The organism is Heyndrickxia sp. FSL W8-0423 (assembly GCF_038009395.1).
In the GTDB taxonomy this organism is placed as follows: Bacteria; Bacillota; Bacilli; order Bacillales; family Bacillaceae_C; genus Heyndrickxia; species Heyndrickxia sporothermodurans.
In genome coordinates, this window is the sequence record NZ_JBBPBE010000001.1 from 2,676,919 (window position 1) to 2,689,115 (window position 12,197).

The window sequence follows — 12,197 nt, forward strand, 5'->3', positions numbered from 1 at the left end:
AGTGGGAAAAATTATTCAATTAGACGATGTATTATCAAATAAAATTGCGGCCGGGGAAGTAGTTGAAAGACCAGCATCAGTTGTTAAGGAACTGGTGGAAAACGCGATTGATGCAGGTAGTACTGTTGTTGAAATTGATGTAGAGGAAGCGGGTCTAAATAAAATTCGGATTATTGATAATGGATCAGGAATCGAAGAAGACGATGTAATAATTGCTTTCCAACGTCATGCAACAAGTAAAATAAAAGATGAAAATGATTTGTTTCGGATAAAAACATTAGGATTTAGGGGCGAAGCATTACCAAGTATCGCCTCAGTCTCCCATTTAGAAATGATCACTGCTACAGAGGAACATCCAGGGACGAAAGTAGTGATTGATGGGGGGAAAATAACAGTACATGAAAAGGCTCCTAGTCGACGCGGCACAGACATTACGATTTCTGATCTTTTTTATAATACACCGGCTCGATTAAAGTATATGAAAACGATTCATACGGAACTAGGAAATATTACAGATGTTGTGAATCGTTTAGCACTAGCCCATCCTGAAGTATCTATCCGATTACGTCATAATGATCGAACACTTTTACAAACAAATGGAAATGGTGATGTTAGACAAGTACTTGCTGCTATTTACGGGGTCAATATTGCTAAAAATATGATTCCCATTTCTGTTAGATCATTAGATTTTAAGATTAATGGCTATATATCTATGCCAGAAATCACAAGAGCATCTAGAAATTATGTATCGACGATGATCAATGGAAGATTTATAAAAAATTATGCACTTGTCAAGGCGATTCAGGAAGGATACCATACATTATTACCGATCGGACGTTACCCGATTGTCCTATTAGCAATTGAAATGGATCCTATCCTAGTGGATGTGAACGTTCATCCTGCTAAGTTGGAAGTAAGACTTAGTAAAGAACAAGAATTAAATCATCTTATTTCCGATGCAATTAAAACGGCATTCAAAAAGCGTGAGTTAATTCCAAATGGGATGTCACCTGTTGTTAAACAAACTCCAAAAGCTGAACAAACATTCATGAATTTAGATCATTTGCCAACAACTGAAAAAGATAATATTGAACAATTTAAAAAAAATAATTCATACTCTGTTCCACAAAAGGAAAAGCTTCTTCCACAAGAAGAAATGAAAAAATTATATGAACCCGTCCTACCAGTACGAAATAACGATCAACAAATAATAAATGATGAACCTGTTTTTCCGGAAATGGTAGAGGAAACAAATGAGTGGAATGTGTATGACGAAAGTGAGCTTAAAGAAACTACTCAGGTGAGTGAAAGGATTCCTCCACTTTATCCTATTGGGCAAATGCATGGTACTTATATTTTTGCTCAAAATGATAAAGGTTTATATATCATTGATCAGCATGCAGCACAAGAAAGAATTAAATATGAATACTTTCGTGAAAAGGTCGGTAGAGTCACGAATGAATTGCAGGATTTACTAGTACCTTTAACATTAGAGTATTCGACTGATGAATCGATAAAGATTCAGGAAAATCTTGATGAACTTGAAAAAGTCGGAGTCTTTCTCGAACCATTTGGGCATAACAGCTTTATTGCACGTTCCCATCCCGTTTGGTTTCCAAAAGGGGAAGAACAAGAAGTTATTGAGGAAATGATCGAACAGCTTCTTTCTATGAAAAAAATAGATATTAAAAAGCTGCGAGAAGAAGCGGCCATTATGATGAGTTGTAAAGGGTCGATAAAGGCTAACCATCATTTGCGAAATGACGAAATTCAAGCATTACTCGATTCATTAAGACAAGCATCCGATCCATTCACATGCCCGCATGGAAGACCGATTATAATTCATTACTCGGTTTATGATATGGAAAAGATGTTTAAACGCGTGATGTAGCTTTAAAAAGGCAAAACACTTGAAATTTTGGTGTTTTGCCTTTTTATTATCAAATTATTACGATGAAGAACGAGACAAGTTATAAATGGATAACATGTAGAAACAGCTGGGGAAAATTAATGGAAAGGGGAATTTGATTATGCTTGAACTCTGTCTTTATTTATTGTTTGGCGTTATCGTTATGTTCTTCGTTTCAAAGAAGAAAGTATGGTTCAGGATTATCCTCATATTAATTTGGCCCTTTTACTTATTATATAAATTTGTTGAGTTTACAGATGGAATTAAGGAAAGAAATCGAAAAGACAAAGAAAAAAGTAGTTAAATGAATGATGTAAAGATGAATACACATACTAACCCTTGTATTCTAGAAAGGGTGATATCATGGGAAAGTGGAACGAGGAAGCAGCACCAAATAATAATTTACCTCCTAACAAATCAATTAATGAAAGCGGGAAACAACAATTTTCCGAGGAACTATCAGATGGTGGGGAGCGCAATAAAGTAATCGAACAATTACAAAAAGACAAGAAGCTGACATAAATGTCAGCTTCTTTTATAGATTCAGGGAGCTAAAAACAATAAGTTTTAGGAAACTAATTTCAACCCAACTGCTGCTGCAACGACTAATGCTATACAGGCAATCCTTTTCCAATCTTTTTGTTCCCCGTAAAAAATCATCCCTAAAATGGCTCCGCCTGATGCACCAATTCCGGTCCATATTGCATAGGCCGTACCCATTGGTAAAGTTTGCATAGCAAGTGATAAAAAAAGAAAACTACCTGCGAAACCGATAAAGAGTAAGAAAAAGGAGAATACATTTCGGTCTTTATGCAATTTGTTAATGAACATTACACCGAACATTTCAAAAATACCGGCCAGAACTAAATAAATCCACGCCATTAACTATTCCCCCTTTCATGATTCGTTTCATTAGAAAAGATTTTTAAACCGATCACACCTACAAGTAGAAGAGCGATTAAAAGAAACTTTGATAGTTTAAAAGGTTCATGGAAAAAAACAATTTCGGCGATAACGGTTCCGGCCGTTCCGAGTCCGACAAAAACCGCATAAACAGTACCTACAGGCAAATGTTTTCCTGCCATAATCATTAAATAAAAACTTAAAATAATGGCAATAATCGTTCCGGACCATGTGATTAAATTATCGGCATGCTTCAGTCCCATAACCCAAATCACTTCAAAAATGGCGCCAATTACAACTTTACTCCAATGTACGTTCATTTGAATTCCTCCTACACAAAAATTGAAAAAAGCAAAATAAAAAAGCCGAAGAGATGAGGTTACATCTCCCAGGCTTTTATCCTTCCGTGACACAGCAAAAAAACTGCGGGCTTTCTCTCGGACCAGACCGTCAAAAAATACGCGGAACCCTAGAAAGCCTTTTCAATATTTAATTATTAATATTATACACTATTCTCTTAATCTGGCAACATTTTTTATGCTAATCTTTTTCCTACAACAAAATCTTTTGCTATAATTTATATATATGATAAAAAGGAGTGAAATGCATGGCATATCAGCAAGTTGAACTAAAACAAGTACATAAACCAATGACTAAATTAAAAATTTTCAAAAGAGCAATTGCTATTTGTATCGGTGCAGTATTAATGGCAGTTGGCTTGGAGATCTTTTTAGTTCCGAATAGTGTCATTGATGGTGGTATAACCGGTATATCGATTATGCTTTCTCACATAACTACCTTGCCACTTGGGATTTTTATCTTCGCATTAAACCTTCCTTTCTTTTTTATTGGAAAAAAACAAATTGGGAAAACTTTTGCGATTTCCACACTCTTCGGGATTATCATCCTATCAATTTTTACAGCGTTATTTCATCCAGTACCGGCTTTTACTGAGAATATATTTTTAGCTACAATCTTTGGCGGAATTGTCGTAGGTGCAGGAGTAGGAATTGTTATTCGTTATGGTGGAGCTTTAGATGGTACAGAAATACTGGCTATATTATTTAATAAGAAATTACCTTTTTCTGTTGGCGAAATTATTATGTTTATTAACGTTTTTATTCTTGGTATAGCGGGATTTGTTTTTTCGTGGGACCGTTCCATGTACTCCATAATTGCATACGTCATAGCTACAAAAACAATTGATACGGTAGTCAAAGGGTTTGATGAATCGAAATCTATTTGGATTATTACTGATAAACATAAAGAAGTAGGGGAAGCTATACTTGCCCGTCTGGGAAGGGGCGTTACTTATTTAAATGGACAAGGGGCTTATACAGAAGACGAAAAGAAAGTAATTTTTTGTATTATTAACCGTTTAGAGGAAGCTAAGTTAACTGCTATTTTAGAAGAAATTGATGAACGTGCTTTTCTTGCTGTTGGCGATATTGCCGAAGTTCGTGGCGGAAATTTCAAGAAAAAAAATATTCATTAAAATTGAAAAGACGCACTGAAATGGTGCGTCTTTTTACTATAGTGGAAAATGCATTGTCAAGGAAAAGAGGTAAAGGCTAAACCAAAAGTAATTTGCTACATACAATGGGTAGGTCTCATTCAGCCATTATAAAATGAATAGCATTAGTAAGCTCCACCCATATAGGAAGCACCTACAATAATTAAAAGAATGAACAAGACTACGATTAATGCAAAGCCCATTCCTCCAGAATATCCACCAGACATAATATCACCTCCACGAAAAAAGATTAATACATTGTATGGTTAGTAATGAGCTTTTGAATGGACAAATGGTACAGTAGAAAAAAAATGATTGAATTGTCATGTCATTTTTCTCTTTGGATCATTTTCTATTTTTTATAACGAAACGTTTGTTTGTATGAAATAAGAACAGATGTTTTGGGTAACTAGAAAAGAAAGACTGACCAATTGTTTATAAAAGGTCAGCCTAAAATAAATGATTTATTTCTTTATTGCACGATAAATACCTTTATGAATATTCTTAGCTTCATTGAATACAGATTTTGGATCTAGTTTCTTTATAGAAATGATCTCTTTTAAATGTTTTCCTTCTTTTTTATACTGAATGATTTGATTAAGATCAGTATTACTTTTTTTAGAAATAGCGGCGGCTACAACTAAAAAGTGTAAATCAACGTCCTTTAAATATGTGTCAAGTTCTTTTGGTGATTTACCAGTATATGTAGCTAAATATTGGATAATTTGTGTTTTATTCTTTTTATAAAACTGTTTATGTTTTTCGAAATGCTCTTTTTTAATTTTTTCAATATCAACCTTAAAATATTTAGCTGTTTCCTCCCATGATTGCTTCTGTTTATATACCTTTAGGATAGTTTCAACATCTAACTTTTCTTTTGCGTGTTTAGCAATAAAGTAAGCCTTGAAAATATCTCTTTTTGTATATCCCTTTTTTATTAAATCATTTATTTCTTGATCACTTATATGTAAGTGTACATGTTTTGCCTCAATCTCTTTATGATCGTGTGCTTTGACAGTTAAAATATTTTGTTGACTGCAAAATAAAAAGACACTTAAAAGACTTATAAGCATATAATGTTTCTTCAATTTTTCAACAACCTCCGATAGTCAAAATGTTTATCGAAAGATAGTATATCCATTTATTGAGAAAAAATGTGAAACTTAAAAAAGAAAAATTTGTTAAGAGAATTTTCATTTGTCAAAGTCTATCTTTGAGATTTACGATAACCGGCCTCTTTAGCTTCTTTTTCAGAGCAGAACCAAGCTTCAGCTTTTGTTTGTTGATAGTATTGTCCATTTGGCAAATGATAGATTTTTTTCCCTCTAGAATTAATATTCCCTTTAATTTTACATCCACTGGAATGTTCTTTTGAAGATCTACTAGAAACTGGTGGTAGACCACTGGAGTTAAATCCTCGATCAGTTGCATAATTTTCAATGCTCCAAATTCCTATTTCTTTTTGTCGGGCCTTATCTTGAATTCTTTCAAAATCATCAACATATTTTGTGTTCGGAGGGAAAATCGCAACTCTTGCAAGCCCTTTTTCTAATAAAATCCGGTTGAACATTTTTCCATCCAACCATATATATGCAAGGAGGCGACCATATTTATCTCGCTCTTGTACATCCATTTCTAATTCAATGCTTTTATTCGTCAACATTTTTTTAGTAAAATTCGATGCCTCTGGGCCAAAAGGTTGTACACCAATACGTGGATGCTTCGTTTCGGGCGTATCAATGAGAATCATTCGAACCGTTTCTTCTTTCCCTTCCAAGATTACCTTCACCGTGTCTCCATCAACAACCCTTTTTACTTTAGCTGAAATTGTATTTTTCGGAATACTTGATGCTGTAGAAATTCTTTCCTTATTTGCTAGAGCATCGCAACCAACTAGGAAACTACTAATAAGAAACAGACTAACAAAAATTAAAAATAAATAATGTTTGTTTTTCTTTGTTGAAAGCATAATGACTCCTATTCATTTTGATTTATTGATGTATAAAATAGTATCATATTTTATAATCAATATGTTGATAAAGGAGTGAAGTAGGAAAATACAGATAATTTTTTACATTATACGGTATGATACGAACTTTTGATTTTTGAAATTCTAGGGAGATATGCATCAAACTAGTAAAAAAGAAAAGTAGAGTTTTATATGTAGTGTATAACAATGAGGTTTTATTTCAATTGTAGTTGACGTTTCTCAAGTTCTTCACGGAGCATCTCAATAAATTCTTTCGGCAATTTTAACTTTATAGCTTTCTTATAAGTTATTAGTAAAAAATCATTGGATAAAGGTAAATGTCTTTCCATTTTATATTAAACTCCTTTCGAGCAATTTCTTCAAAATCCGTTATTTTATTGTTCAAAATCGATAAGTTATCGGACAACAAATAAAATTATAGAAAAATCAGACCTGCAAATCAACACTTTTCTGCAAAAAGTTCAAAAAAATCCGATATTTCTTTTCGGTAACACGACAAAATGTTTTGAAATTTGCGTGTTAGTGTATAAATACAAATAAATAGGAAACAATTATTAACTGTGCAATAGTAAAAAAGAGCTGTTACATTGCAACGAAACAGATGTAATATTATTATTTCTTTAAAGTCAATTATCATTAAATATGGTACGATATAGATATTCTTTACATGTGAAAAGGCTGTGAAAAGTTTGGAAAAGAAACAAAAACTTATCGTACTTATCGGACCAACAGCAGTTGGAAAAACGGAATTGAGTATTCATCTCGCAAAACAATTTAATGGGGAAATCATAAGCGGTGATTCTATGCAAATTTATAAAGGGATGGATATTGGAACTGCGAAAATAAAAGAAGAAGAAATGAATGGAGTTCCCCATCATTTAATAGATATTAAAGAACCTGACGAACCATTTTCTGTTGCAGAATTCCAAGAAAAAGTAAGGAAAGAAATTAATATTATTTCTCAGAAGAATGCAATACCAATGATTGTTGGTGGTACAGGTTTATACATACAGTCGGTGATTTACGATTATCAATTTAGCGAAGCACCCGGGGATGCAACAATACGGGCTCAATACGAAAAAAAGGCAGAAAAAGAAGGGAATTTAAGCGTCTATCAGTTGCTGGAGCAAATGGATCCCGAAAGTGCCAAAAAAATTCATCCCAATAATATTAGACGTGTCATTAGAGCGTTGGAAGTAATTCATTGTACCGGGAAAACAGCAACAGAATATCAAAAGCAACAAGCAACCGAATTATTATATGATGTGGCAATAATTGGTCTTACTATGAAACGAGATAAATTGTATGAACGAATTAATCAACGGGTGGATAACATGATTAATGAAGGACTAATAGACGAAGTAAAAGGTTTATATGAACGAGGAATTCGAAATGCTCAGTCTATACAAGCAATCGGATATAAAGAACTGTATGATTATTTTGATGGGAAAATCACTTTAGACGAAGCGATTAATCAATTGAAACAAAATTCCAGAAGATATGCCAAAAGACAATTAACTTGGTTTAGAAATAAAATGGATGTAACATGGTTTGATATGACAAATGAAATGGATAGAAAGAAAAAAATAAGCGAAATATCACATTTTGTTGCAGGAAAGCTTCGATTAAAATCGAATTAATAATTATAGAGATAGAAGAGGAGGATTTTTATGAAACAGGCAATTAATATTCAAGATCAGTTTTTAAACCAATTACGTAAAGATGGCACTTCAGTAACAGTATTTTTATTAAATGGATTTCAACTTCGTGGACAAATAAAAGGCTTTGACAATTTCACAGTATTATTTGAGTCAGAAGGGAAACAACAGCTTGTCTTTAAACACGCAATATCAACCTTCTCTCCTTTAAAAAATGTCCAAATAAATTTTGAAGAACAATAATGATTAAATAGAAAAAAGCATGTTTAACACTGAACAGTTAAACATGCTTTTTTCATTTCGATAATTTTTGAAAAGGACAAAGTAATGTTTACTTGTAGAAGGGAATAGAATGTGGAGAGGGAAAACGAAAAGACCTATTGGGGCATTTGAAAATATTAGTATAGAATCAAATTCACAATAATGAATGCCTAAAAGTATTCATACTATTTAAAAATAGGTGATTAAAAAAACGCTTGGACCTGGGCGTTTGTCACACTTTTTTACCTCTTGGCGTATACTGTTTTCAGATTGTGAGGTGAACGCTTTGGATCAACCAATACGCATGAAAAATAATGGCCAAATAAGTATTGTCCTCGGTGCGCAACAAAGAGAATCCTCAAAAACTCATCCAAAGGAAGTTGTTCAAAAGAGAGTATCAACAACAGAGCATGAGGCACTCAGGGAAATTGAAGAAGAATTAAGTGCTCTTGTTGGAATGGATGAAATGAAAAAGATGATTAAGGAAATATATGCTTGGATATATATTAATAAGAAACGGGAATTAGCAGGTCTAAAAACTGGTAAGCAGGCGCTTCATATGATGTTCAAAGGTAATCCGGGAACAGGGAAAACAACTGTAGCAAGATTGATTGGCAAACTTTTTCAAAAAATGAATGTATTAACAAAGGGGCATCTAATAGAAGCCGAACGGGCAGATTTAGTAGGTGAATATATTGGTCATACTGCACAAAAAACACGTGATTTAGTTAAAAAAGCGATAGGAGGAATTCTTTTTATTGATGAAGCATACTCCCTTGGCAGGGGGGGAGAAAAGGATTTCGGTAAAGAAGCAATTGATACACTGGTCAAGCATATGGAGGATCGGCAGCATGAGTTTATTTTAATATTAGCCGGATACTCGAGAGAAATGGATTATTTTCTTAGCTTAAATCCCGGTCTTCATTCTAGATTTCCGTTAGTATTCCATTTTCCTGATTACAATGTCGAACAGTTGATGGAAATAGGTAAGCGGATGTTGTACGAAAAAGAATATGTGCTAAGTCATGATGCGGAAAGAAAATTAAAAGACCATTTATCATATGTAAAAATGATGAATCCGACTAGTTTTTCAAATGGAAGGTATGTCAGAAATGTAATCGAAAAATCGATTCGTTCACAAGCTATGAGATTGCTAAATAATCATCATTTTGATCGACATGATTTACTAACAATCAGAAGTAATGATTTATTGTTTCCAGATAACCAATAATAAAAACGGTTAGTCATGATGACTAGCCGTTTTTATTCCAGTTTTATTTGGAAGTTTCCACTTAAAGATATAGGATAGCACACGCAGCATTGTGATAATAGCAAATAATAAATAGAGTTCAATCGGTTCCTTTGCCAAACCTAGCCCGATAGCAAATCCACAAAGAATTGCCCAAACAGCATATATTTCGGATTGTAATACGAGCGGTTTCCTCTTCGCAAGAACATCACGAATAATTCCTCCGCCACTTCCGGTTAATACAGCTGCAACGATTATTGCACTTAATGGGTGCCCCATTTGTTTTGCATATAATGCTCCTTGGATAGCAAATGCGGCAAGTCCCATTGCATCGAAAAAATTCCCCCAACGCTGCCAATGACGTAATAAATTATGAGGGAATAAGAAAATAATTGTAATAGATAGTAACGCGATTTGGAAAAGGAGGCTTTGCTCCCAAAGTGCTGAGACTGGAACTCCAATGAGAAGATTACGAATTGCCCCTCCGCCAAAAGCCGTTACGATTCCTAATATATATGTTCCCAATATGTCATACTCTTCCTCCATTGCAATGATTGCGCCAGAAACGGCAAAAGCAATGGTGCCAATAATACTTAGAATTTCCCAAGTCATTGGGTTTACCTCCTAGAAGTATAGATAATCTATGATGATATGAAAAAATTAGGCTCTAAAATTACTAATATGTATGTTTATTATTTTCATCACAAATTTGATTTTATCACGATAAAACAGACTTACAAGAAAAATTTTTTTGTTTCATATTTTTCTGTTAAGATGAAATTACACATTCTCTTTATAAGTAAGAAGGGTAATGGCTAATATCAGATTTTAAAGGAGCAACAAGATGTTACAGTATTTAACTAATGGTGAGAAATTAAAGCCAATTATTGAAGAAGTTGAACAACAAATTAAACCAATTCACGAAAAAATAGATCAACGAATTGAAGAAAATCAGTTTAGGGTATTACAAAGTTTTCAAGCGAATCGTGTAAGTGATTCGCATTTTAATCCTTCTACAGGTTATGGCTATGACGATATCGGAAGGGATACCATCGAAAAAATTTATGCTGACGTATTTGGTGGAGAAGCAGGGCTAGTTCGTCCACAAATTATATCGGGAACACATGCAATTTCTATCGCTTTATTTGGCGTGCTTAGACCAGGAGATGAATTATTATATATTACCGGCAAGCCATACGACACGTTAGAAGAAATAGTCGGGATTCGAGGAAATGGTGTTGGTTCTTTAAAAGAATTTCAAATAGAATACAATACTGTTCTTTTAACAAGTGAAGGTACGATTGATTATGAGGGAATCAGAAAATCCATTAAATCGAATACAAAAATGATTGGTATCCAACGTTCAAAAGGATATGCAAATCGCCCTTCTTTTACAATTGAAGAAATCGAAAAAATGATCAAGTTTGTTAAAGAAATTAAACCGGATGTGGTTGTTTTCGTTGATAATTGTTACGGGGAATTTGTTGAAAACATTGAGCCCTGTCATGTTGGGGCAGATTTAATGGCTGGATCCTTAATTAAAAATCCGGGCGGGGGAATTGTAAAAACAGGTGGATATATCGTTGGCAAGAAGCAATGGGTGGATGCCTGTTCCTATCGCATGACATCACCTGGTATTGGTGCTGAGGCGGGTGCCTCACTTTATTCTTTACAAGAAATGTACCAAGGATTTTTCCTAGCACCTCATGTAGTTGGACAAGCATTAAAAGGGGCAGTTTTCACATCCGCAATTTTAGAAAAGTTTTGTTTAAATACACATCCAAAATGGGATGCGAAACGAACCGATCTTATTCAGTCTGTTCAATTTGAAGATCCGAATAAAATGATTGAGTTTTGCCAAGCAATTCAATTTGCTTCACCAATCAATTCGTATGTTACCCCATATCCTAGCTATATGCCCGGGTATAAAGATGATGTGATTATGGCAGCGGGAACATTTATTCAAGGAGCAAGTATTGAATTATCCGCAGATGGTCCGCTGAGACCACCATACACTGCATATGTACAAGGCGGATTGACATATACTCATGTGAAAATTGCTGTCTGTTTAGCATTAGACCGTTTATTAACGAAGAATTTAATATAAATGGAGCATTGAAAGCGTGTGAACCTTAGATTTCACGCGCTTTTTTATTTTTAGGCTATGTTATGTAGATAGTTAATTGGAGCTAAAACAACAGACTTTTAACAAAAGAAATTTGTTAAAAAAAGTTATGTAAGAAAATCTAACATTCTATTGACAATTAATCTAACATATATTAAAGTACTTATATAGTAAATATGAAAGGCGGAGTTTTTAATGAGTGGTAATCAAATTCGTCGTTCAATGCCAATCTTACCGATTGGTACAGTGATGCAATTAACCGATTTAACAGCCCGTCAGATCCGATACTATGAAGAACATAGTTTAATCCATCCGGCTAGATCAGATGGGAACCGCCGGCTATATTCTTTAAATGATGTCGATCAATTATTAGAAATTAAAGATTTGTTAGATCAAGGCATAAATATGGCGGGAATTAAGAAAATATTAGTTATGAAAAATGAACCAACTCCAACAGAAACAACTACAACAAAACAGGAAGTATCTAACGAAGAAGTGAGAAAAATATTAAGGGAAGAACTATTACAAGCAGGGAGATTTCAACGCCCTGGAATGCAAAATGAAAGACCGAGATTTTTTCACTAATTGA

Annotated in this window: 16 protein-coding genes and 1 riboswitch; of the genes, 9 read left to right on the forward strand and 7 right to left on the reverse strand. The window is 33.9% G+C overall.

Features of this window, described 5'->3' with window-relative positions:
* The first annotated feature begins 1 nt into the window (after nucleotide 1).
* From mutL to MKY81_RS13585, 3 genes are all read left to right on the forward strand, one after another.
* The gene (gene mutL, locus MKY81_RS13575) at nucleotides 2–1,891 is read left to right on the forward strand and encodes a DNA mismatch repair endonuclease MutL (RefSeq protein WP_341118050.1); all 1,890 of its coding nucleotides are present in this window, start codon (nucleotides 2–4) and stop codon (nucleotides 1,889–1,891) included.
* Between the two features lie 139 nt (nucleotides 1,892–2,030).
* Nucleotides 2,031–2,213, forward strand: coding sequence for a hypothetical protein (locus tag MKY81_RS13580; protein WP_341118051.1), 183 nt, complete (start codon nucleotides 2,031–2,033; stop codon nucleotides 2,211–2,213).
* Nucleotides 2,214–2,272: 59 nt separating this feature from the next.
* The gene (locus tag MKY81_RS13585) at nucleotides 2,273–2,431 is read left to right on the forward strand and encodes a hypothetical protein (protein ID WP_181294603.1); all 159 of its coding nucleotides are present in this window, start codon (nucleotides 2,273–2,275) and stop codon (nucleotides 2,429–2,431) included.
* A 45-nt stretch (nucleotides 2,432–2,476) separates the two neighbouring features.
* On the opposite strand, the gene MKY81_RS13590 is transcribed toward MKY81_RS13585, so the two are convergent.
* Nucleotides 2,477–2,791: a DMT family transporter gene (locus tag MKY81_RS13590; RefSeq protein ID WP_341118053.1), complete on the reverse strand. Its 315-nt coding sequence runs from the start codon at nucleotides 2,789–2,791 to the stop codon at nucleotides 2,477–2,479.
* Nucleotides 2,791–3,132, reverse strand: a complete 342-nt coding sequence (locus MKY81_RS13595) for a DMT family transporter (protein WP_341118054.1) — start codon at nucleotides 3,130–3,132, stop codon at nucleotides 2,791–2,793. Before MKY81_RS13595 ends, MKY81_RS13590 begins: the two co-directional genes overlap by 1 nt.
* Nucleotides 3,133–3,195: 63 nt before the next feature.
* Nucleotides 3,196–3,296: riboswitch (guanidine-I (ykkC/yxkD leader) on the reverse strand.
* A 123-nt stretch (nucleotides 3,297–3,419) separates the two neighbouring features.
* Here MKY81_RS13595 and MKY81_RS13600 point away from each other — a divergent pair.
* A complete protein-coding gene (locus MKY81_RS13600; RefSeq protein ID WP_341118055.1) occupies nucleotides 3,420–4,307 on the forward strand; it encodes a YitT family protein in 888 nt (295 codons plus the stop codon).
* 143 nt (nucleotides 4,308–4,450) lie between these two features.
* On the opposite strand, the gene MKY81_RS13605 is transcribed toward MKY81_RS13600, so the two are convergent.
* The 4 genes from MKY81_RS13605 to sda all read right to left on the reverse strand — a co-directional run bounded on the left by MKY81_RS13605 (nucleotide 4,451) and on the right by sda (nucleotide 6,644).
* Nucleotides 4,451–4,552 (reverse strand): YjcZ family sporulation protein, encoded by a 102-nt coding sequence (locus tag MKY81_RS13605; RefSeq protein WP_084347739.1) that lies wholly within the window; start codon nucleotides 4,550–4,552, stop codon nucleotides 4,451–4,453.
* A 237-nt stretch (nucleotides 4,553–4,789) separates the two neighbouring features.
* Nucleotides 4,790–5,413, reverse strand: a complete 624-nt coding sequence (locus MKY81_RS13610) for a hypothetical protein (protein WP_325946850.1) — start codon at nucleotides 5,411–5,413, stop codon at nucleotides 4,790–4,792.
* A gap of 119 nt (nucleotides 5,414–5,532) precedes the next feature.
* Complete coding sequence (locus MKY81_RS13615; RefSeq protein WP_107921101.1) at nucleotides 5,533–6,294, reverse strand: thermonuclease family protein; 762 nt, start codon at nucleotides 6,292–6,294, stop codon at nucleotides 5,533–5,535.
* Between the two features lie 215 nt (nucleotides 6,295–6,509).
* On the reverse strand, nucleotides 6,510–6,644 hold the full coding sequence (gene sda / locus MKY81_RS13620) for a sporulation histidine kinase inhibitor Sda (protein ID WP_107921100.1): 135 nt from the start codon (nucleotides 6,642–6,644) through the stop codon (nucleotides 6,510–6,512).
* Nucleotides 6,645–7,004: 360 nt separating this feature from the next.
* Here sda and miaA point away from each other — a divergent pair, with 360 nt between their 5' ends.
* The 3 genes from miaA (at nucleotide 7,005) to spoVK (ending at nucleotide 9,465) form a co-directional block, all read left to right on the forward strand.
* Complete coding sequence (miaA, locus tag MKY81_RS13625; RefSeq protein ID WP_341118057.1) at nucleotides 7,005–7,955, forward strand: tRNA (adenosine(37)-N6)-dimethylallyltransferase MiaA; 951 nt, start codon at nucleotides 7,005–7,007, stop codon at nucleotides 7,953–7,955.
* 30 nt (nucleotides 7,956–7,985) lie between these two features.
* A complete protein-coding gene (hfq, locus tag MKY81_RS13630; protein WP_066233316.1) occupies nucleotides 7,986–8,216 on the forward strand; it encodes an RNA chaperone Hfq in 231 nt (76 codons plus the stop codon).
* Between the two features lie 304 nt (nucleotides 8,217–8,520).
* A complete protein-coding gene (gene spoVK / locus MKY81_RS13635; RefSeq protein ID WP_066233319.1) occupies nucleotides 8,521–9,465 on the forward strand; it encodes a stage V sporulation protein K in 945 nt (314 codons plus the stop codon).
* Between the two features lie 9 nt (nucleotides 9,466–9,474).
* Here spoVK and MKY81_RS13640 read toward each other — a convergent pair whose 3' ends face one another.
* Entirely contained in the window at nucleotides 9,475–10,095 is a 621-nt protein-coding gene (locus tag MKY81_RS13640; protein ID WP_066233322.1) for a trimeric intracellular cation channel family protein, read from the reverse strand.
* 232 nt (nucleotides 10,096–10,327) lie between these two features.
* Here MKY81_RS13640 and MKY81_RS13645 point away from each other — a divergent pair, with 232 nt between their 5' ends.
* The gene (locus MKY81_RS13645; RefSeq protein WP_066233324.1) at nucleotides 10,328–11,590 is read left to right on the forward strand and encodes a methionine gamma-lyase family protein; all 1,263 of its coding nucleotides are present in this window, start codon (nucleotides 10,328–10,330) and stop codon (nucleotides 11,588–11,590) included.
* A gap of 213 nt (nucleotides 11,591–11,803) precedes the next feature.
* Nucleotides 11,804–12,193 carry a MerR family transcriptional regulator gene (locus MKY81_RS13650; protein ID WP_066233327.1) on the forward strand — a complete coding sequence of 130 codons (390 nt, stop codon included), beginning with the start codon at nucleotides 11,804–11,806 and terminating at the stop codon, nucleotides 12,191–12,193.
* Nucleotides 12,194–12,197 lie beyond the last annotated feature (4 nt).

Coding starts and splice junctions, on each gene's coding strand:
- MKY81_RS13585 (WP_181294603.1), top strand. CDS start 2,273: ATGGGAAAGTGGAACGAGGAAGCAGCACCAAATAATAATTTACCTCCT.
- MKY81_RS13650 (WP_066233327.1), top strand. CDS start 11,804: ATGAGTGGTAATCAAATTCGTCGTTCAATGCCAATCTTACCGATTGGT.
- MKY81_RS13640 (WP_066233322.1), bottom strand. CDS start 10,095: ATGACTTGGGAAATTCTAAGTATTATTGGCACCATTGCTTTTGCCGTT.
- MKY81_RS13595 (WP_341118054.1), bottom strand. CDS start 3,132: ATGAACGTACATTGGAGTAAAGTTGTAATTGGCGCCATTTTTGAAGTG.
- MKY81_RS13615 (WP_107921101.1), bottom strand. CDS start 6,294: ATGCTTTCAACAAAGAAAAACAAACATTATTTATTTTTAATTTTTGTT.
- sda (WP_107921100.1), bottom strand. CDS start 6,644: ATGGAAAGACATTTACCTTTATCCAATGATTTTTTACTAATAACTTAT.
- MKY81_RS13605 (WP_084347739.1), bottom strand. CDS start 4,552: ATGTCTGGTGGATATTCTGGAGGAATGGGCTTTGCATTAATCGTAGTC.
- MKY81_RS13580 (WP_341118051.1), top strand. CDS start 2,031: ATGCTTGAACTCTGTCTTTATTTATTGTTTGGCGTTATCGTTATGTTC.
- MKY81_RS13590 (WP_341118053.1), bottom strand. CDS start 2,791: ATGGCGTGGATTTATTTAGTTCTGGCCGGTATTTTTGAAATGTTCGGT.
- MKY81_RS13645 (WP_066233324.1), top strand. CDS start 10,328: ATGTTACAGTATTTAACTAATGGTGAGAAATTAAAGCCAATTATTGAA.
- hfq (WP_066233316.1), top strand. CDS start 7,986: ATGAAACAGGCAATTAATATTCAAGATCAGTTTTTAAACCAATTACGT.
- MKY81_RS13600 (WP_341118055.1), top strand. CDS start 3,420: ATGGCATATCAGCAAGTTGAACTAAAACAAGTACATAAACCAATGACT.